Below are 19,926 nucleotides of genomic sequence, written 5' to 3' on the forward strand. Positions count from 1 at the left end.
GCACCTCCCAAACCAACTGACGACAACGCTATGCAAGGGGTACCTGCTGATCCTCAGGCTTTTTCCATAGTACACAGCAACGGATGTTCATGCTTACGAGCGTAACGGTTAACTTGATCAACTTTTGTTTCTGCTATATCTGCAGTATAGATGCCACACACTCCTTTGCCCTCATAGTGCACAGCCAACATGACCTGAGTCGCTTTTTCCAGATCCATGCGAAAGAACAGCTGCAACACTTCCACGACAAAATCCATTGGCGTGTAATCATCATTCAGCAATATCACCTTATACATTGGCGGCGGCTGAATTTCGGTTTTGCTCTCGCTCACGGTTTCCGGCGTCGGCGAGACACGGGTTTTACTCATTGATGACTACCTTTTTCTTTAATTACTACTGATGATAAGAATCGTTGTCAACATACAATTTGAATTAGCTCTTGCTTTAGAGATCTGATACTTGACTCAATGACTTTTTACACTAGATTGATGATTTGGTGACCAGCTGACCATTCAATACTAACGTCAGATGGTGATCATCCCAACGGCGTTTAAAGGTAATTTCATCTCTGAGGACGTAGATGTATGGCTACTGGAACCGTAAAGTGGTTTAACAATGCGAAAGGCTTTGGCTTCATCTGCCCGGATGAGGGCGGTGATGATATTTTTGCTCATTATTCCACTATCGACATGAACGGGTACAAGACGCTGAAAGCGGGGCAGCCTGTTGAGTTTGAAGTACAAGCAGGACCTAAAGGGTCACATGCCACGAGCATTGTCCCTACCTCATCCCAGGAATCATAAGAAGAGAGAACGGGATGTACCCTAAATGAAGAAGCGGGAACCTGGTTCCCGCTTCTGTTTTTTCACGCCGAAATAACCACAGCCGCAGACTGTGGTTATCATCAGAATTACATCTGACTGATCATGTCATCAGCGAACTCAGAGCATTTACGCAGGGTTGCGCCTTCCATCAGACGTTCAAAGTCGTAAGTCACAGTCTTGTTACGGATTGCGCCTTCCATACCTTTAACAATCAGATCAGCCGCTTCGAACCAACCCATGTAGCGCAGCATCATTTCTGCAGACAGGATCAGTGAACCCGGGTTAACTTTGTCCTGACCCGCGTATTTTGGTGCAGTACCGTGAGTCGCTTCGAACAGCGCAACGCCGTCACCGATGTTCGCGCCTGGCGCGATACCGATACCACCAACCTGTGCAGCCAGTGCGTCAGAGATGTAGTCGCCGTTCAGGTTCATGGTGGCAATTACGTCGTATTCGGCCGGACGCAGCAGGATCTGTTGCAGGAACGCATCCGCGATCACGTCTTTAACGATGATGTTTTTGCCGGTTTTCGGGTTTTTGAACTGGCACCATGGGCCGCCATCAATCAGTTCCGCACCGAACTCTTCGCGAGCCAGCTGGTAACCCCAGTCTTTGAACGCGCCTTCGGTGAACTTCATGATGTTGCCTTTGTGTACCAGTGTCAGTGAGTCGCGATCGTTGTCGATCACATACTCCAGTGCGGCACGCACCAGACGTTTGGTACCGGCTTCTGACATCGGTTTGATACCGATACCACAGTTTTCAGGGAAACGGATTTTCTTCACGCCCATTTCGTTTTGCAGGAAGTCGATTACTTTTTTCGCTTCTGCAGAATCGGCTTTCCACTCGATACCGGCATAGATGTCTTCAGCGTTTTCACGGAAGATAACCATGTCAGTCAGCTCTGGTTGTTTAACCGGGCTTGGCGTGCCTTCGTAGTAACGTACCGGACGCAGACAAACATACAGATCCAGTTCCTGACGCAGTGCCACGTTCAGAGAACGGATACCACCACCGACCGGCGTAGTCAGCGGGCCTTTGATACCAACATGGTATTCGCGCATTGCATCCAGCGTTTCAGCCGGCAGCCATACGTCATCACCGTAAACCTTGGTTGATTTCTCGCCGGTATAGATTTCCATCCAGGAGATTTTCTTTTCGCCTTTATAGGCTTTTTCTACAGCCGCATCGACGACTTTCAGCATGGCCGGAGTCACGTCCACACCGATACCATCACCTTCAATAAAAGGAATGATTGGGTTATTCGGTACAACCAGCTTACCCGCTGCATCTACAGAAATTTTTTCACCTGTAGCGGGTACAACGATTTTACTTTCCATCTGTGTCTCCTGACTTCCGGTTTATTGTCTTGCAAATCATTATTGTGTGATCGTCATCTTAGCCCATCAGTCGCTTTCTGCAAACGGCGGTACGCCGTGACAAGCCAGATTTAATGAAAACAAAATGCATTTAATCCGTTTGCTGGCCCGGATACACGAAAGATGACGAGGTAATGACTGTTCAGGTAATCTATAGCGGTTATCTGAGGAGTTAACATGACTTTTCGTCCGAATGTAACGGTAGCGGCCGTCATCCGCTATCAGGATCGTTTTCTGCTGGTGGAAGAACTTGATCGCCGCCGTCATGTCTTTAATCAGCCGGCCGGGCATCTCGAAGCCGGAGAATCGCTGTACGAAGCCGTATGCCGTGAAATCCGGGAAGAAACCGGGTTAACGCTGACACCGGACGGCTGGCTCGGCACCTATATGTACACCAGTCCTTACCGTAAGCTGACCTATCTGCGTTTCTGCTTTTACTGTGAACTGACTACCGATCCGGGGGCACATCAACCGCAGGATCCGGATAACGATATCCTGGCCTGCCACTGGAAAACGATAGACGAAATCCGTCATCTGAAAAAACAGTTACGCAGCCCGCTGGTGATGGAATGCTTCAACGATTATCTGGCCGGAGTCAGGCTGCCGCTGTCGGCGTTGAAAGATCGCCGCTGAGATTGTAGGCGCAGGGTTGCTTTTTTGCTAAAATGTATGCCGATTTTCCATCTTTACTGATATCCCGATGACAAACAACAGCCAAATTAAAGTCATCGTCGGCATGTCCGGCGGTGTGGACTCTTCTGTTTCAGCCTATTTACTTCAGCAGCAAGGCTACCAGGTCGAAGGCCTGTTTATGAAAAACTGGGAAGAGGACGATTCAGACGAGTATTGTTCTGCGGCCACTGATCTGGCGGATGCCAAAGCCGTTTGTGACAAACTGGGAATCAAGCTGCACACCGTCAATTTTGCCGCGGAATACTGGGATAACGTGTTCGAGCTGTTTCTGGCTGAATACAAGGCCGGCCGCACGCCAAACCCGGATATTCTGTGCAATAAAGAAATCAAGTTTAAAGCGTTTCTGGAGTTCGCGGCTGAAGATCTGGGCGCTGATTATATTGCTACCGGTCACTATGTACGCCGCGATGACAGCACCGGTCAGGCGCGTCTGCTGCGCGGTCTGGATAATAACAAAGACCAGAGCTATTTCCTGTATACCCTGAGTTCACAGCAGGTCGCACAGAGCCTGTTCCCGGTCGGCGATCTGGAGAAACCTCAGGTTCGAGCCATTGCCGAACAGCTGGGGCTGGCGACTGCGAAGAAAAAAGACAGTACCGGCATCTGCTTTATCGGAGAACGCAAGTTCCGTGAATTCCTGGCCCGCTATCTGCCGGCACAGCCTGGCGTGATTGAAACCGTGGACGATAAAGTCATCGGTGAACATCAGGGGCTGATGTACCACACGCTCGGTCAGCGTAAAGGTTTAGGCATCGGCGGTCTGAAAGACGGCGATGAAACACCATGGTATGTGGTGGATAAAGACGTAGAGCGCAACGTACTGGTTGTTGCGCAGGGTCATGATCATCCTCGCCTGTATTCCGATGGCCTGATTGCAAAGCAGTTGCACTGGGTTGATCGCGAGGTACGTCGTGAGCCGTTTGATTGTGTTGTGAAAACCCGTTATCGCCAGCAGGATATTCCCTGCCATGTCGAACCGCTTGATGATGACACCATCAAAGTGACTTTTGCCACCCCGCAAGCCGCTGTGACCCCGGGTCAGTCAGCCGTGTTCTATCTGGGTGAAGAGTGTCTTGGCGGCGGTATTATTGAACAAAGATTCTCCGGGAGTGTATAGCCATGCAGCATAAGCAGGCAATGCAAACAATGGCGCTGGCAGCTGTCTGTCAGGCCGCCTGGTTAGTGCAGCAGGTCGCCCGAAACGGCAGCTGCGATGAAGATGCTATGCGTTGTTTATTACAGGGAATTCTGAACACAGATCCGGATAATGCCGACTCTGTCTACCCTGAACGCCGCTTATTGCGTGACGGTTATAAAACCCTGGTCGAACAGCTAGGTAACAATCGTAATCCGAAAAACATGGAACTGACCCGTTATGTCATCGGTATGGTCGCCCTGGAACGCAAGCTGAGTGGCAAGCGCCGAGTGTTATCTGCGCTCGGTGAACGGATCAACCAGGTCAAGCGTCAGGCTTTTCACTTTGATCTGCTGACCGATACCGTAGTGAGTAATCTGGCCGGGATCTACAGCGATAACATCAGTAATCTGGGCCCGCGGATCCAGGTTTCCGGTGCACCGCTTTATCTGCAGCAACCACAGGTGCAACATAAAATCCGTGCGTTGCTGCTCGCCGGGATCAGAGCCTGTGTGCTCTGGCGACAACTGGGAGGTCGTCGCCGTCAGATCCTGTTCTTCCGCAAAAAAGTCATTGCCGCTGCCGAAGCTGCATTGCGCCAACTTTAATTTTTCAGTGACCGAGAGTGTCGAGGAGTGATGTGATGGAACTGTCAGCCCTGACTGCTGTTTCCCCGATTGATGGTCGTTATGGTGATAAATGTACCGACCTGCGGCCGATTTTTTCTGAATACGGCCTGTTGCGCTTCCGTGTGGAAGTGGAAGTGCGCTGGTTACAACAGTTAGCTGCCCACCCAGGCATCCCGGAAGTGCCAGCGTTTTCTGCCGCAGCCAATGCGCTGCTGGACAGCATTGTCAGCGACTTCAATGAAGCCGATGCAACTCGCATCAAGACAATCGAGAAAACCACTAACCATGACGTAAAAGCGGTCGAATATTTCCTGAAGGAAAAGGTCGCCGTGAGTGAAGAACTGAATGCGGTGACCGAATTCATTCACTTCGCCTGTACGTCAGAAGATATCAACAACAACTCGCACGGCCTGATGCTGAAAGCAGCGCGTGAAGAAGTGATTGCGCCTTACTGCGAAAAACTGATCGTCGCGGTGAAAGATCTGGCGCAGAAATACCGCGCTGTACCTATGCTGTCCCGTACTCACGGCCAGCCTGCGTCCCCGACTACGCTGGGTAAAGAAATGGCGAACGTGGCGTACCGTCTGGAACGTCAGTACAAACAGATCATGGCAGTGGAATTCCTGGGCAAGATCAACGGTGCCGTCGGTAACTACAACGCGCATATCAGTGCTTACCCGGAAGTGGACTGGCATGCCTTCGCCGAGCAGTTCGTGACCAGCCTGGGTCTGACCTGGAACCCGTACACCACTCAGATCGAGCCGCACGATTATATCGCTGAACTGTTTGATGCGATTGCCCGCTTTAACACCATTCTGATCGACTTCGATCGTGATATCTGGGGTTATATCTGCCTGGGTCACTTCAAACAACGCACTATCGCTGGCGAAATCGGCTCTTCCACCATGCCGCACAAGGTTAACCCGATTGACTTCGAAAACTCGGAAGGCAACCTGGGTCTGGCAAATGCGCTGTTCGACCATCTGGCAGCCAAACTGCCGATTTCCCGCTGGCAGCGCGACCTGACCGACTCAACCGTACTGCGTAACCTGGGTGTGGCAGTGGGTTACTCGCTGATCGCTTATCAGGCAACGCTGAAAGGCATTTCCAAGCTGGAAGCCAACGAAGCGAACATGGCTGCTGACCTGGACAGCAACTGGGAAGTGCTGGCCGAGCCAATCCAGACGGTAATGCGTCGTTACGGTATCGAGAAGCCTTACGAGAAGCTGAAAGAGCTGACCCGTGGCCGTCGCGTGGATGCCGCCGGTATGCGTGAGTTCATCGACACACTGGCACTGCCGGAAGAAGTGAAGGCCGAACTGAAAAAACTGACCCCGGCCAATTACATTGGTCGTGCAGTACAACTGGTGGATGAACTGAAATAAGTTCTGACCGGTTAGCTTGAGCGATACCCAGAGGCATGCATTGGCATGCCTCTGTCATTTCTGCGGAAAGATATTACATGCGCCGCATATTGATGTTCATGATCTGAATGCGATAGGCAATTTGTCTTGGGGTCATGCCCAGCAAACGCGCCGCTTTGGCCTGCACCCAGCCACAACGTTCCAGTGCGGCAATCAGGCGCTGACGTTCATCCAGTTGCGGATCGTTGAAATCAACGTCAGTCGCGATGGCCGGTTTATTGACCGCTACCGGGGTACTGAAACCGGATTGCGGACGATCACTCGTATGAAACAGCACAACATCCCGATCAATCAACCCTGTTTCGGACATAATCGATGCACGTTCCAGACAGTTCTCCAGCTCACGGACGTTACCGGGCCAGTCGTGTCCCATCAGCATCCGGATCGCGCCATCGCTGATCTGGATCTGGCGCCCCTGTTTTTCTGACAGCTTCTGTACCAGAAACTTCGCCAGTTCAGGAATGTCTTCCAGGCGTTCACGCAAGGCCGGTAACTGAATCGGCATGACGTTCAGACGGTAATACAAGTCTTCCCTGAAATTGCCCTTGCGAACTTCTTCCTCCAGATTGCGGTTGGTAGCGGTGACGATCCGCACATCGACTTTCAGCGTGTCGGTGCCGCCTACCCGCTCCATTTCGCCTTCCTGCAGAATACGCAACAGCTTGGCCTGAAACGAGGCACTGATTTCCCCGATTTCATCCAGAAACAGCGTGCCGCCATCAGCCATTTCAAACCGGCCTTTACGCTGTTTTACCGCGCCGGTGAAGGCGCCCTTCTCATGGCCAAACAGCTCACTTTCCAGTAACGTATCCGGCAACGCGGCACAGTTCAGTTTCACGAATGGCCCGTTAACGCGCGGCGAGTTATAGTGGATGGCGTTCGCGATCAGCTCTTTACCAGTCCCGCTTTCGCCGCGCACCAGCACGGTGGTATCCCATTTCGCCACCTGACGGATGGAATCAAAAATCTGCCGCATGGCCTGTGTCTGACCGACCATGTTGTCAAACCCGTACTGACTGCGCACCTTACGGCGCAGACTGTCGCGTTCCGTCTTGATCGCTTCGTGTTCGCTGTTCACCTTGCCGATCAAACGCACCGTTTGTCCGATCAGGTTGGCCACCATCTCCATAAAGCGGGTTCTGGCCGGTAATTCTGATTCATCCGCCGATTGGGGTTGTGCCGCCAATACGCCCACCGGCTGACTGTCTGCACCCGGGATAGGCACGCAGATAAAGGGCAGACCGTAATCGTACAGATTGAGGCGGTCCAGAAAACGCGGATCATCCGCTACACGCGGGATCACCAGTGAATGCCCCTGATGCATCACGGTACCCATGATCCCCTCGCCCATGCGGTAACGGACACTTTTCACATCCTTTACCACTTCGGCATCAATGCCATAAACAGCCTGGATAAACAAGGCGCTCCGGTTGTGATCAAACAGAGACACCAGGCCATATTGCATGTGCGCGATATCACTCAGCGTCTGCAGCATACTGCGCAGGGTATCTTCCATATCCAGCGAACGGCTGAGTACGATACTGATCTGATGCAGGGCATTCAGTTGCTGCTGCATGCTGAGACTTTTATTTCCGCTGGCGGAAAACAGGCTGGTTTGTGTGTTCATTTTTTATCCTCCCTGATAATGGTGCACAGAGGCAACCGGAGCCGGATACAACTTCCCCCTAAATCACTCGTTTCCACCTCGATCACTCCTCTATGATCGTTAACGATGTTCTGAACAAAACTCAGTTCCATCGTGTCGTTACGTTTATCACCGTTCTCTGTTGGATGTGGTTGTAATAAACGGTGTGTCGCTGTAATAACTGGGGCGGTGCCGCTGTCGTGTACTTCCAGACAAAGTTCCTGTTCGTTCTGATAAGCACAGAGTTTGAGCTGCGCGGCAGCCTGGCCGGTTACGGCCTGACAGGCACGTTCAAACAGCAGACACAGGCCGGTCAGTAACCGGGTCCGCTGCATGAATAAACGTGGTAAATCGGTGGCGATATCGATCTGCATCAGCACATCCAGATGTTCTAGTCGCAGAACCTGCATATCATGCAAATCACCGAACAGGCGGACCAAACCAAAATGGGAAGGCGCTTCTGTTTTCATCGCCGGGCGGTACTGCTCCAGACGTTTCATCGCTTCGCGTCCGACCTGCAGTGCGGTGTTAATCGCTATTGCCGCCCGGCTGTCGGTGTCGGACTCCAGACGCAGTGCGGCCTGCAGCATATTGAGCGGAGCCTGTGTCTGGATCATGGCAACATCCAGCGTTTCCCGGATGGCGGAGAACAGGGTCTGTTCTTCCACCTGGACCCGGAGTTGTTCCAGACGGGATTGTTCCATCTGCTGACGGCGTTCGGTCTGATCAGTGATCATCAGCAATGAGCAAGGCCGTTTGCCTTCCCCGAAATAAAGCCCGGCCTCTTCATTCAATTCAAACAGCGGCTGGATGTTGATGCTGAACCAGCGCTGGCGTCCACGAATGGTCAGCGGCCATAGCAGGTCGCGATCCGGGCGTTGCTGGCCAGGCGTAAATTCGAGTGCCAGAAACGGCTCAATGCCACGCAAATCGGTTCGAAGTGTTTTGTACGTCAGGTTATCCAGTACCACCTGATTAAATTCATTGAGCACCGCGATCGCGGTTGGCGCGGCATCCAGTACCGCCTCGATCATTGCTTTCTGATTATGCACCCGTTGCTCCAGCGCAAACTGATCGCTGATATCCCGGTGCATTCCCAGGAAATGGGTGATCTGGCTGTCGGTATTCAATACCGGTGTCACCGTGACTTCGGCAAGATATAAGGAGCCGTCTTTACGTTTGTTGATCAACCGGCCAGTCCATGGTTGATGTTGTGTCAGCTGATGCCACATTGCCTGATAACGGGATTTCGGCGTCTGCTTGCTGGCCAGAATATTGTGGTTCCGATATTGCAGTTCACCCCGTTTGTAGCCGGTCAGACGGCAAAAAGCGGTATTGCAGTAGAGAATGTTGGCTTTCGGATCCGTAATAGAGATACCCACTGATGATTGTTCCACTACACCATAAAACAACTCCATCGGCAGCAGCGATACCATTTGCTGCAAACTGGCACTGTTGATGCACACCGCACCGGTAGTCTCGGGTGTGTAGTTTTGCAGGATAGTCATATCCTCTCCTTCATGCGCTAAATCCGCTGCTGTGAGCAATCAGACAATTTGTCGATCTTGGTGAATCTGTGCATGGCTTGTCGCCAGTCCGACATAAGAAAAGCAAGAGTTGTTCCGGAAAGAAAATTTCATGGGAATCGTCTGATACGATTGTCATAACCAGCACAAAACCATACAAAAAGCAGGCTTATTGCGACAAAAATAGCGCGTTCTTGTCCGATCTCCTGCAATCGGATTTCATCTGAAGAAAACACTATCCGCACCTTAATGGGGCAGCCGTTCACTGTGATGTAGCACACACTTTTTGGCACAGGTTTCGCATTTTCACCCTCATCTGGGTTTGAAAGAGGCAAACGGAATGCGTGATCTGCTGCTAATCATACTGGCCAACGGGCTGGTGAATAATGTGGTGCTGTCCCGGTTTCTCGGACTGTGCTCCTTTATGGGGGTTTCGAACAAAGTGTCGTCGGCAATTGGTATGGCGATGGCGACCACCTTTGTGCTGACCATGGCAACCGGTGTCGGCTGGATTATTGAACACGCCGTGCTGGTGCCACTGGGGCTGGAATATCTGCGTCTGCTGAGTTTCATTATGGTGATTGCTTCTCTGGTGCAGCTGACGGAATTGTTTATTGCCAAACAAAGCCCGGAATTACACCGTACGCTGGGCATCTTTCTGCCACTGATCACCACGAACTGTGCCGTGCTTGGCGTTTCGCTGCTGACCATTCAGGAAAACCTGAACTTCATACAAGCGCTGGTTTACGGCCTCAGCTCAGCATTAGGCTTCTCGCTTGTCATCATTCTTTTTGCCGGTTTGCGTCAGCGTCTGGAAAAATCGGTTTTACCCGATCTCTTCAATGGTACCCCTATCAGTTTTATTACCGCAGGCATTCTGGCCATGGCGTTTGCCGGATTCGGCGGACTGGCCGGTTAAGGAGAACGAGATGCTGACATTACTTTATTTATTGGCCATTCCGCTCATCGCGGCGGGTATTGGGTATGCACTGGGATATGCGGCGATTCATCTGAAGGTGGAAGGTGATCCGCTGGTGGATGACATCAGTGCCTTATTGCCAAACGGTCAGTGCGGACAATGTGGTTATCCCGGTTGTGCTCAGGCGGCCAAGGCAATGGCCTGCGGCGAAGCAGCGCCGGATGCCTGTCCTCCCGGTGGTGATGCCTTAGCCCAGAAAATTGCCGCTGTCCTGGGGGTGACACTGGACAGCAGTGGCGCCAAGGGACCACAGGTAGCTGCCATTGATATGGAAGGCTGCGATGGCTGCGGCCGTTGCATCAAACAATGCAGTTATGACGCCATTATCGGCGCCACCCGCCAGTTACATGGCGTCATCGCGGATGCCTGTACCGGTTGTGGTGCCTGTGTTTCCGTTTGCCCACATAAAGGTATTTCTTTGTATCCCGATCCTGCATTTATGAGCCGGGTTGCCAAGCCCGGACTAATACCCATCGCTACGCTGGAGGTGAAAAATGCTTAAGGCCAGAATTCGTCCGCATGGTGGTATTCATCCGGACAGCCATAAACAACTGACCAGCCACAGCCCGGTGATCACCATGCAGGCACCATGGCGTCTGGTGTTACCACTCAAACAACATGCCGGTGCCCCAGCGTTACCGGTTGTTGCCGTGGGTGACACCGTCAAAGCCGATCAGCTGATTGCGAAAGGCAATGGCCGGTTCTCTATGCCCATCCACGCCCCGCTGGCAGGAGTGATCAGCGCCGTGGATCACGGCAACATTACCATCAAAGTGGACACGCAAAATCCACGGAGCAGTGCAGGCAATATCGCCAGAGCGAATAACACTCTGTCGCGTGAAGAGATGATCCATCTGATTGAGGAAGCCGGCATTGTCGGTATGGGCGGTGCGATGTTTCCTACCGCCGATAAATTGCGCCTCAGTATGAGTTATCTGATCGATACCCTCATTATCAACGGCAGTGAATGCGAACCCTATCTGACTTGTGATGATCGTCTGATGCAGGAACAGGGGGAACGCATTATGGGCGGGATCCGCTATCTGCAGCAAATTACCCTCGCCGACAAGGTCTTCATCGGGATTGAAGAGAATAAACCGGAAGCCATCGCGGCGATGGAAGCCTTGTGTGCCACAGAAGAAAACATGCAAGTTGTCGGCCTCCCGGCGCTTTACCCGATGGGTTCCGAAAAACAGCTGATTGAAGCCGTTACCGGTCGTCAGGTGCCCAGCGGTAAATTATCTGCCGATGTAGGGGTACTGGTACAAAACGTGGCTACCAGCATTGCCATCTTTGAAGCGCTGCGTTTTGGTCGGCCGCTGACACATCGCGTGATCACGATTTCCGGTGATGCGGTGGAAGTGCCCAGTAACGTGATGGCCCCTGTCGGTATGCCAATCTCCGAAATTGTGGCGCAGTGCGGTGGTCTGAAATCGACGCCGGCCCGCATTGTACTGGGTGGTCCGATGATGGGTCGCGCCATTAATGATATTCATGCGCCGGTCACCAAAGGGACCAGTGGTGTGCTGCTGCTGACCGAAGATGAATTGCCGAATCCGAAAGCCAGCGCCTGTGTCCGCTGCGGTCGCTGTATCGGTGCCTGTCCGATGAGTCTGACACCGCTGGATATGGTCGCCGAACTGAAAGTCGATAATTTTGCCAAAGCTGCCGACATGGGGGTAATGGATTGTCTGTTATGTGGCTCCTGTGCCTATGTCTGTCCGGCCGCCATTCCACTGACCCAGTATTTTGACTGGGGCAAACAGGAGATCGGCAAGATTCGGCTTTCGGAACAAAAAACAGCCCGTACTTGCCTGAACAGCGCCGCGCGCCGTGAACGGCTGGAACGTGAAGCCGCAGAGAAAGAAGCGGCGAAAGCCGCAAAAGCCAGCCGCCGGCCGTCACGCCGCAATAGTGCATCAGTGACAGAGGAGTCCGCATGATGATCTTACGTGCCCCCCATGCCCACGAGGGTATTTCAATTAAAAAGGTCATGTTCAAAGTGAACATGGCGCTGGCTCCGGCTTTGCTGCTCGGCATCCTGCAGTTTGGTATGCCGGCGCTGTTTCTGGTGGTCGCCACGGTTATCAGTGCTCTGACCTGTGAAGTGATCGCGATGAAACTGAATCCGCAGACTCAGGGGGAAATCAATGATGGCGCCGCCATCCTGACCGCCCTGATCCTCGCCATGAGCCTGCCACCCCATGCCCCGCTCTGGCTGGGTGCATTGGGTGCAGTATTCGCCATTTTCTTCGGTAAACAGGTTTACGGTGGTCTGGGTCAGAATCTGTTTAACCCGGCCATGCTGGCGCGGGTTGTACTGCTGATCTCCTTCCCGGTTGAAATGACCAAATGGATCAACCCAAGCGCCTTTTATGACGGTGTCTGGTACAAGATGGGCGTAGATGGTGTCTCTGGCGCAACCACACTCGGTCTGAGCAAGGAAGGAACTGAATCCAGCTTTCACTGGCTGGCGCATGTACTGGGAACCAGCACCGGCAGTCTGGGTGAAACCTCTGCCATCCTGATGCTGGCAGGCGGGTTATGGCTGATCCAGCAACAGGTATTTACCTGGCACGTGCCGGTCGCCACGTTGGCCGGTTGTCTGCTGCCGGGAACAGCCATGTGGCTGGCCGATCCTGCCGCCGTACCCGAGCCACTGGCCCAGTTAACCAGTGGTGGTTTGCTGATGTGCGCCTTCTTTATTGCCACGGATCCGGTCACCACGCCGACCAGTAACCGCGGCAAGCTGATTTTCGGTGCCGGCACCGGCTTTCTGATCTTCGTGATCCGGACCTTTGGTAATTTCCCGGAAGGGGTTGCCTTCTCCATTCTGATCATGAATGCCTTTACCCCGCTGATTGACCAGTACACCCGCCCACGCATGTATGGTTATGACTTGAAAACGGAGGAAAAATAATGAATCAGTCCGTTGTTTTACCGATGAAAGAACAGCCTTATTACCAGGCCTTTCTGCTCAGTCTGTTTGCCTTATTTGTTTGTGGTGCAGTGGCTGCGTTTTCAGCCATAACGAAAGAATCCATCATCGCCCGGGGGATTGAAGACACGCAGCGCCAGCTGGTACAGGTGTTGCCACAAAACCTGTATGACAACATGCCCAGCCAGGAGGAAATCACGCTGACACTGGATGGTCAGCCGGTACATTTTTTCCGGGCACGCAAGGGTGGAATGGGTTCCGGGATCGCCCTGTTTGCCCAAACCAGTGGTTATTCCGGTGTGATCCGCCTGCTGCTCGGTATTGATGCTAACGGCACACTGACCGGCGTCCGTGTGTTGAGTCATACCGAAACACCCGGCCTTGGTGATGCCATCGATCTCAGTAAAAGCGAGTGGATCTTAAGTTTTAACGGCAAATCGTTGCAGCAGCCTGACGAAAAAGGCTGGCATGTCAAAAAGGATGGCGGCCAGTTCGATTCCTTTACCGGCGCCACGATCACTCCGCGTGCCGTAGTGAAAGGTGTGCATGAGGCCCTGCAGCTGTTCCGGCAGCATCAGAATGAATTTCTGGATCGGAAAGGGAGTTAGTTATGAGTAACAGAAGCATATTTACCGATGGATTATGGAAGAACAACGCCATTTTTACGCAGTTGCTGGCGCTGTGTCCGTTGATGGCCGTGACCACAACAGCCACGAATGGATTAGGAATGGGCGCGGTTACCACGCTGGTGCTGGTTGCCTCGAATCTGCTGGTTTCACTGATCCGTGCCATTGTGCCCAATCAGATCCGCATCCCTATCTTTACGTTGCTGATCGCCGCACTGGTGACTCTGGTTGATTTAGGTATGAATGCCTGGATGCACGATTTGCATAAAGTGCTGGGGTTGTTCATCGCACTGATTGTGGTGAACTGTGCCATTCTCGGCAGGGCTGAAGCATTCGCCACAAAAAATCCACCCGTTCCCGCCATGCTTGACGGACTGGGTACCGGCCTGGGTTTTACATTGGCCATGACTATTATGGGTGGTTGTCGGGAAATTCTCGGTAGCGGCACCCTGTTTTCCGGCGCATCGCTGCTGTTAGGCCCGCACTTTAAATTTATGGAGTTGCATGTCTTACCGGATTATCACGGCTTTTTACTGATGTTATTACCTCCCGGCGGATTCATTATGTTGGGACTTTTATTGTGTGCCATCCGGCTAAGCAAACGCCTGTTCGCCGGAAAAGCGGTTCCAGCGACAACGACACCAGCGACAGACGGAGGTTGCCATCCATGAAAATCAGTGTAGCGCACGCTCGCGGAGCAAAAGGTAACTGGTACCAGCTTGACTTGCCTGAGCCTGTTACCGCACAGGAGGCACTACAGGCGTCCCCTGTCTTTCAGCATTATCCGGATCTGGATCTGGCGACGCACCGCATCGGTATTTTTGGCAAATTCTGTGCGATTGATACAATTTTGAAAGAAGGGGATCGTGTTGAAATATATCTGCCGGTACAGCGTCAGGCCGATGAAGATGAGGACGAAGATGCATAGTTTTGTCGGTGATCATGCTGTCCTCTGAGATTTGCTGCTATATAAATGTGTGTTCAGATAAATAAGCAGATTACAGCCTGTTGCAATGAGCAATCAGCAATCAGCAGCTCAGGCAGCCTGCTTGTTTTCCGGTTGTAGAATACAAGGATGACCTTTAAATGAAAAAATTGAACACTGGTAAAAATGCCGGCTCCTGGCTATTTTTGCTAACCGTACTCCTCTGCCCTGCACTGGCAGTGGCCGCCGATAGCGGTTCGATGCTCACAGTTGCCGGGATAAGACTCGAATTCATCCTGTTCGCAGCCACCTTGCTCGGTGTTGCATTATTCCATCATTACACCATGTGGGTCGCTTTAACGGGTCTTGCTTCGATTCTTGCCAGTAAGTATCTGTTTCTGAGTGATTTCTCGTTTGTTCATCATATAGTGGGTGGCAACGGTCACGAAGGCGAATGGCGAATTCTGCTCAATCTGCTCGGTCTCCTGTTTGGTTTCGCTGTGCTGGCCAAACATTTCGAAGAGTCCGAGCTGCCGAAAATCCTGCCGAAATATCTGCCGGACGACTGGAAAGGCGGATTTACCCTGCTGGTCATGATTTTTGTCATCAGCGCGTTTCTTGATAACATCGCCGCCGCCATGATTGGTGGTGCGATCGCGTTTGTTGTCTTCAGAAAACGTGTGCATATCGGCTATCTCGCCGCGATCGTCGCAGCCAGTAATGCCGGTGGCTCAGGCTCTGTGGTTGGTGATACGACCACCACACTGATGTGGATTGACGGCGTCAGTCCACTGAACGTGATTCATGCCTATATTGCCGCAAGTACCGCCTTGGTCTTGTTTGGCGTCATCGCTTCCCTGCAGCAGGACAAATATCAGCGTATCATCAAAGACGCGCCGGTGGATGTAGTGGTCGAATGGCGGAAACTGGGCGTGGTTGCGCTGATTCTGGTATGCGCCATTATCACCAACTATGCCCTTGATTTCCCGGCACTCGGTGTCTGGATCGCGTTGCTGCTCGGTGCCTTGTTTGTTAAAACACCGTGGAATGAACTTAAAAACGCGACCAGCGGCACTATCTTCCTGATGGGGCTGGTCACCTGCGCATCATTGATGCCGGTCGATGAATTGCCACCAGCTTCATGGGTGACGACCTTCTTCCTTGGCTTTATTTCTGCCGTCTTTGACAACATCCCGCTGACGAAGCTGTGTCTGGAACAAGGCGGCTATGACTGGGGAATTCTGGCTTATGCCGTGGGTTTCGGTGGTTCCATGCTGTGGTTTGGCTCATCTGCCGGTGTGGCACTATCCAACATGTACCCAGAAGCCCGTTCGGCCGTGAACTGGTTACGTCACGGCTGGCATGTCGCTGTTTCCTATGTGTTCGGCTTCTTTGTTCTGCTGGCACTGTCCGGCTGGGCGCCTCATGCACCGCACAAGGTCATGCAGGAAAACGTTGTCCAGCAGAAAGTTGTGACTCCGTCCAAAGCCTGAGGACAACCTCACCGACCAAGACCACCTGTTATGGTGGTCTTTTTTTGCTCTTTTGTCGCAGATTGTGAGGTTTATCACAAGCCAGCCTCAGTCAATCAAAAATAAAAATCTTAATTTTCAATATCTTACACAAAAAAGAAGATCGGCATCGTTCCTGCACTATAAAGAAAAACACCGTATTCAAGGAGAGACACCATGGCTAAAGTCGGCATTTTCTTCGGCAGTGACACCGGTAAGACCCGTAAAGTCGCAAAACTGATCCAGGATACCTTCGCCAGTGATGAAGTTGCTGCGCCGGTAAATATCAATAAAGCCAGTATTGATGATCTGCTGGCCTATGAGTATCTGATTCTGGGTACACCAACGCTGGGCGATGGCGCCTTGCCGGGTCTGGACTGTGATTGTCAGGCCGAAAGCTGGGCCGAATTCGTTCCTGAACTGGAAGCCGCCGATCTGACCGGCAAGAAAGTCGCCCTGTTTGGTTTGGGTGATCAAGCCAGCTATGGCGATGCGTTCGTGGATGCACTGGGTGAGTTGTATGACATCGTTTCTGAAGCGGGTGCGTCAGTGGTGGGTTTCTGGCCAAACGAAGGTTACGAATTTAACAGCTCGAATGCACTGGACGGTGATGACTTTGTGGGTCTGGTGATCGATCAGGATAACCAGGCCAGCCTCACCCCAGAACGCGTCAAAACCTGGGTGGCATCGCTGAAATCTGAATTTGCGCTTTGATACTACTGTTCCATTCCCGCTAACTTAGGGGCTCGTCAATTTTGAGCCGCAGACTCCTGCACCTGCGGCTCCTTTTTTCATCTTCTGTCATTTTTGCGCTCATGCACCGTTTGTCGCATAATCAGCGCCTTTCCGAACTTCAGACAATCACACAGCCTATGACCATCAGCACCACTCTCTGGTTTGTTTACCGCGGCATGATTTACTGCGGGATCAGCGGTCTGTTAATGACGGCGCTCCCGCATTTCCGGTTACACAAGCGAGCCTTGCAGCTTTACTGGCTGATGAACCTGCTGGTGATGGGAACCTGGTATGTGTCGCAATTCTCTGCACAGAACTGGCTGGTTGCCTCTGCCCCACTGCGTTGGATAGTCGCGCTCTGGCTGAATGCCAATATGGCGTATGCCGCCGCCGGCATGGGTTTTCTGCTCCTGTCGCTGCTGCTGAAAATCTTCCGCCGCAAATTGCATAGCCTGTTCTGGCGAAAACCAAACCGCCTGCTGATACCGCTTGTCTGCATCTTGTCGGTGGCCGGTGTCTATGAGGCAATGACCCCGCCGGTGCTGCGCCATTTTGATGTTTATCCTGATCAGTTACCCTCGGCGCTGGATGGAATGAAGATTGCCCAGATCACCGACAGTCATGTCGGCGATTTTGTCAGTAGCGCAGAGCTAGCTTCGGCGGTAGACAGACTGAATGCGGAGAAACCGGATCTGCTGGTGATGACCGGCGATCTGCTGGATGATGAACGACAGCTGACTAGCGCCTTTGCGGCGCTGGCCCAAGCGAATGCACCGCTCGGTGTGGTGGCTATCCTTGGTAATCATGAGAAATATCAGGGATTAACGGCCATCCTGCAGAAATATCAAAGTGCCGCAGCCAGTAGTCAAATCCGTCTGCTGGTGGATGAGAAAATGAACCTGAGCTATCGCGGTACGGCATTTCAGATTGTCGGGGTGGATTACCCGATCTTACCCGACTCCCGCCGCAAGCTGGCAGAAACCGCGCAGATGGATTACATGCAACGTTCGGCGGAGAAAGCCTTCCGCCATGTCACGCCAGATGAATGGCTCCTGTGCCTGACGCACCATCCCGACTTTTTTGATCTGGCCACGGCCCGTAACACTAATCTGAGCCTGGCGGGTCATACCCATGGCGGACAAGTCATACCACTGGGCTATACCGTCGGCACACTCTGGTCTAAATACATCAAAGGCTGGTTTCAGCGACAGCAAAGCCAGCTGTATGTCTCGACCGGCATGGGCCATGTCTGGCCTTATCGTCTGGGGGTACCCACAGAGATTGTCACGTTTACCCTGCATGCCAAAAAGTAAAAACGGGAGGCATCACGCCTCCTGTTGCATTAACCAGCTCAGCCACTGTTTCTGCAGTTTTTTTCTGGCATGATCCAGCTGTGCCGCAATGATTTTCGGTACAGCTTCATCCAGAGGCATGGGGGCAGCCGGATGGATTTTTTCACACCACAACAGATGGAACCCCATCGGACTGCGCAGGATATTGCTGAAGCCCCGTTCCGGCAGCTGGAACAACGCCGTATCCAGCTCCGGATACAATTGCCCTTGTTTCACCAGACCGATCTTGCCTTCATTGACCGCGGTCGGACATTCCGAATAGCGTATTGCCAGATCGGCAAATTTGCCCGGCGACTTGATCAGCTGACTGCGGATATTCTGTAACCGGCTATAGGCCGTTTCCTCATGGTTATCCGGATTCGCCTCATCAATGGTGATCAGAATATGCCGCGCCATGCGACGTTCCGGTTGCAGGAATTGCCGCGGATGATCCAGATACCAGGCTTTAGCTGCCTCTTCGGTCAGGGGTTTGATATTTTCCACCACCTTATCCATGACCTGCGACACCAGCAGTTCGCGTCGCAATGCCTCTTTCAGACTGGGTAAATCCAGCTTCACGGTTGCCATCGACGCTTTCCAGGCCTCCTCGTCCGGATAGGCTTTTTTCACCTCTTCCAGCGCGGCGTTCAGATCTGCGGCAGAAACCGACAGTGCTGCCTGGGTGGCATAGTCCAAAATACGGGTTTCAATCGCCAACTGATGCGTCAGCATCGTTTCCAGCCGGGCTGACTCATCGGCCGACAAATCAGAGGGCACTTTCCCGAAATGCTGGGTAGCCAATTTTAACCGGGGATACGCCTGCCAGTTCAGCATGCCACCTCCTCAGCCGGTTCCGTTTCCGGTGGCCAGCAGATGGCCGACGCCGGCACCAGCAGCATCCGATCACGAAACAGGACTTCATACAGGATAGGATCCAGGTCGCGGCGCACCGACATCACCTGCCCTTCACTGCCGGCCTCGGCAATGACTTCCCCTTTAATCGCCAGATGATTGGCCGCACGGATCCAGTCACCAAATTCGAATTCACTTTCAATCCAGGGTTCATCGGCGGGGATCAGCTCCTGACTGCGACAGCCGACGATCAGATCCTCGTCGATAAAATGCACCTGATAGATCAACTGATCCTGCAGGAACACACCCACATCGCGGACATAACCGGTGCTGCCCTTCCGCACGATCAGATCACCGCGCTGTTTTCCCGGGAAGGTGCCGTCATCACGAATATTGCGGACCACCCGCACTACTTCACCATAGTCATATTCAGGTTTCACAGGCACACCTCCTGTAACTGGGCAAAGCCGACAAAGCTCGGGGTCAAGCGACTATAGACTCCCAGCGTGGAATGCTCTTTCACTTCATGATGATGGAACGCCTGATAGCTGTCCGCCAGCAAGGTTCTGGCCAGTAAAAAGCGACCCTGCTCGGTCAGGCAGCGATCCGCTTGGGCCTTTTTAATCTGTTGATTGAAGTGGTGCATGATATGCAGTCGTTTACTGCGTACCTGCGCGGCTTCATACGGAATACCGAAAAAATCCAGAAAGGCTTCGGCAGTCTCTAACTCATCAACACCTTCCAGTGAGGTAAACCAATCCATACTGACTCCTT

General features: G+C 52.6%; 22 protein-coding genes. 15 read left to right on the forward strand and 7 right to left on the reverse strand.

The genetic code is table 11. The features are described 5' to 3' along the window. Nucleotides 1-53 precede the first annotated feature (53 nt). A complete protein-coding gene (gene clpS / locus HNR75_RS07185) occupies nucleotides 54-368 on the reverse strand; it encodes an ATP-dependent Clp protease adapter ClpS (protein ID WP_188026314.1) in 315 nt (104 codons plus the stop codon). A 216-nt stretch (nucleotides 369-584) separates the two neighbouring features. Between clpS and cspD the strand changes: the two genes are divergently transcribed. Then, complete coding sequence (cspD, locus tag HNR75_RS07190) at nucleotides 585-803, forward strand: cold shock domain-containing protein CspD (protein ID WP_188026315.1); 219 nt, start codon at nucleotides 585-587, stop codon at nucleotides 801-803. A 107-nt stretch (nucleotides 804-910) separates the two neighbouring features. Here cspD and icd read toward each other — a convergent pair whose 3' ends face one another. Continuing rightward, entirely contained in the window at nucleotides 911-2,164 is a 1,254-nt protein-coding gene (icd, locus tag HNR75_RS07195; protein ID WP_188026316.1) for an NADP-dependent isocitrate dehydrogenase, read from the reverse strand. A 216-nt stretch (nucleotides 2,165-2,380) separates the two neighbouring features. On the opposite strand from icd, the gene HNR75_RS07200 reads away from it, so the two are divergent. The 4 genes from HNR75_RS07200 (at nucleotide 2,381) to purB (ending at nucleotide 6,045) form a co-directional block, all read left to right on the forward strand. Continuing rightward, nucleotides 2,381-2,836 (forward strand): NUDIX hydrolase, encoded by a 456-nt coding sequence (locus HNR75_RS07200; protein WP_188026317.1) that lies wholly within the window; start codon nucleotides 2,381-2,383, stop codon nucleotides 2,834-2,836. 67 nt (nucleotides 2,837-2,903) lie between these two features. Further along, on the forward strand, nucleotides 2,904-4,013 hold the full coding sequence (gene mnmA, locus HNR75_RS07205) for a tRNA 2-thiouridine(34) synthase MnmA (RefSeq protein WP_188026318.1): 1,110 nt from the start codon (nucleotides 2,904-2,906) through the stop codon (nucleotides 4,011-4,013). A 2-nt stretch (nucleotides 4,014-4,015) separates the two neighbouring features. Next, nucleotides 4,016-4,639: a high frequency lysogenization protein HflD gene (hflD, locus tag HNR75_RS07210; RefSeq protein ID WP_188026319.1), complete on the forward strand. Its 624-nt coding sequence runs from the start codon at nucleotides 4,016-4,018 to the stop codon at nucleotides 4,637-4,639. 35 nt (nucleotides 4,640-4,674) lie between these two features. Then, nucleotides 4,675-6,045, forward strand: coding sequence for an adenylosuccinate lyase (purB, locus tag HNR75_RS07215; protein ID WP_188026320.1), 1,371 nt, complete (start codon nucleotides 4,675-4,677; stop codon nucleotides 6,043-6,045). A 73-nt stretch (nucleotides 6,046-6,118) separates the two neighbouring features. On the opposite strand, the gene nifA is transcribed toward purB, so the two are convergent. Both nifA and nifL read right to left on the reverse strand, forming a co-directional pair. Then, complete coding sequence (gene nifA, locus HNR75_RS07220) at nucleotides 6,119-7,711, reverse strand: nif-specific transcriptional activator NifA (protein WP_188026321.1); 1,593 nt, start codon at nucleotides 7,709-7,711, stop codon at nucleotides 6,119-6,121. Beyond that, on the reverse strand, nucleotides 7,708-9,237 hold the full coding sequence (gene nifL / locus HNR75_RS07225) for a nitrogen fixation negative regulator NifL (protein ID WP_188026322.1): 1,530 nt from the start codon (nucleotides 9,235-9,237) through the stop codon (nucleotides 7,708-7,710). Before nifL ends, nifA begins: the two co-directional genes overlap by 4 nt. 358 nt (nucleotides 9,238-9,595) lie before the next feature. Here nifL and rsxA point away from each other — a divergent pair, with 358 nt between their 5' ends. The 10 genes from rsxA to HNR75_RS07275 all read left to right on the forward strand — a co-directional run bounded on the left by rsxA (nucleotide 9,596) and on the right by HNR75_RS07275 (nucleotide 18,282). Then, the gene (gene rsxA / locus HNR75_RS07230) at nucleotides 9,596-10,174 is read left to right on the forward strand and encodes an electron transport complex subunit RsxA (RefSeq protein ID WP_188026323.1); all 579 of its coding nucleotides are present in this window, start codon (nucleotides 9,596-9,598) and stop codon (nucleotides 10,172-10,174) included. A gap of 10 nt (nucleotides 10,175-10,184) precedes the next feature. Further along, complete coding sequence (locus tag HNR75_RS07235; protein WP_188026324.1) at nucleotides 10,185-10,736, forward strand: RnfABCDGE type electron transport complex subunit B; 552 nt, start codon at nucleotides 10,185-10,187, stop codon at nucleotides 10,734-10,736. Further along, nucleotides 10,729-12,177, forward strand: coding sequence for an electron transport complex subunit RsxC (gene rsxC / locus HNR75_RS07240; protein WP_188026325.1), 1,449 nt, complete (start codon nucleotides 10,729-10,731; stop codon nucleotides 12,175-12,177). The genes HNR75_RS07235 and rsxC overlap by 8 nt, the downstream gene beginning before the upstream one ends. Then, nucleotides 12,174-13,154: an RnfABCDGE type electron transport complex subunit D gene (locus HNR75_RS07245; RefSeq protein WP_188026326.1), complete on the forward strand. Its 981-nt coding sequence runs from the start codon at nucleotides 12,174-12,176 to the stop codon at nucleotides 13,152-13,154. The genes rsxC and HNR75_RS07245 overlap by 4 nt, the downstream gene beginning before the upstream one ends. After that, nucleotides 13,154-13,780, forward strand: a complete 627-nt coding sequence (gene rsxG / locus HNR75_RS07250; protein WP_188026327.1) for an electron transport complex subunit RsxG — start codon at nucleotides 13,154-13,156, stop codon at nucleotides 13,778-13,780. Before HNR75_RS07245 ends, rsxG begins: the two co-directional genes overlap by 1 nt. A gap of 2 nt (nucleotides 13,781-13,782) precedes the next feature. Further along, nucleotides 13,783-14,469 (forward strand): electron transport complex subunit E, encoded by a 687-nt coding sequence (locus HNR75_RS07255; RefSeq protein WP_188026328.1) that lies wholly within the window; start codon nucleotides 13,783-13,785, stop codon nucleotides 14,467-14,469. Beyond that, nucleotides 14,466-14,726, forward strand: coding sequence for an RnfH family protein (locus tag HNR75_RS07260; RefSeq protein WP_188026329.1), 261 nt, complete (start codon nucleotides 14,466-14,468; stop codon nucleotides 14,724-14,726). The genes HNR75_RS07255 and HNR75_RS07260 overlap by 4 nt, the downstream gene beginning before the upstream one ends. Nucleotides 14,727-14,884: 158 nt before the next feature. Beyond that, a complete protein-coding gene (locus HNR75_RS07265; RefSeq protein WP_188026330.1) occupies nucleotides 14,885-16,216 on the forward strand; it encodes a citrate transporter in 1,332 nt (443 codons plus the stop codon). Between the two features lie 195 nt (nucleotides 16,217-16,411). Further along, nucleotides 16,412-16,948, forward strand: coding sequence for a flavodoxin (locus tag HNR75_RS07270; protein WP_188026331.1), 537 nt, complete (start codon nucleotides 16,412-16,414; stop codon nucleotides 16,946-16,948). A gap of 158 nt (nucleotides 16,949-17,106) precedes the next feature. Then, the gene (locus HNR75_RS07275) at nucleotides 17,107-18,282 is read left to right on the forward strand and encodes a metallophosphoesterase (protein WP_188026332.1); all 1,176 of its coding nucleotides are present in this window, start codon (nucleotides 17,107-17,109) and stop codon (nucleotides 18,280-18,282) included. Between the two features lie 12 nt (nucleotides 18,283-18,294). Here HNR75_RS07275 and nifM read toward each other — a convergent pair whose 3' ends face one another. From nifM to nifW, 3 genes are read right to left on the reverse strand one after another with little or no spacing between them, the layout of a single operon-like run. Beyond that, the gene (gene nifM / locus HNR75_RS07280; RefSeq protein WP_188026333.1) at nucleotides 18,295-19,134 is read right to left on the reverse strand and encodes a nitrogen fixation protein NifM; all 840 of its coding nucleotides are present in this window, start codon (nucleotides 19,132-19,134) and stop codon (nucleotides 18,295-18,297) included. Beyond that, a complete protein-coding gene (locus HNR75_RS07285) occupies nucleotides 19,128-19,592 on the reverse strand; it encodes a nitrogen fixation protein NifZ (RefSeq protein WP_188026334.1) in 465 nt (154 codons plus the stop codon). Before HNR75_RS07285 ends, nifM begins: the two co-directional genes overlap by 7 nt. Next, nucleotides 19,589-19,915 carry a nitrogenase-stabilizing/protective protein NifW gene (gene nifW, locus HNR75_RS07290; RefSeq protein WP_188026335.1) on the reverse strand — a complete coding sequence of 109 codons (327 nt, stop codon included), beginning with the start codon at nucleotides 19,913-19,915 and terminating at the stop codon, nucleotides 19,589-19,591. The genes HNR75_RS07285 and nifW overlap by 4 nt, the downstream gene beginning before the upstream one ends. Between the last annotated feature and the right edge of the window lie 11 nt (nucleotides 19,916-19,926).

Origin of the sequence: Tolumonas osonensis, from assembly GCF_014202415.1 — a bacterium.
Lineage (GTDB): Bacteria > Pseudomonadota > Gammaproteobacteria > Enterobacterales > Aeromonadaceae > Tolumonas > Tolumonas osonensis.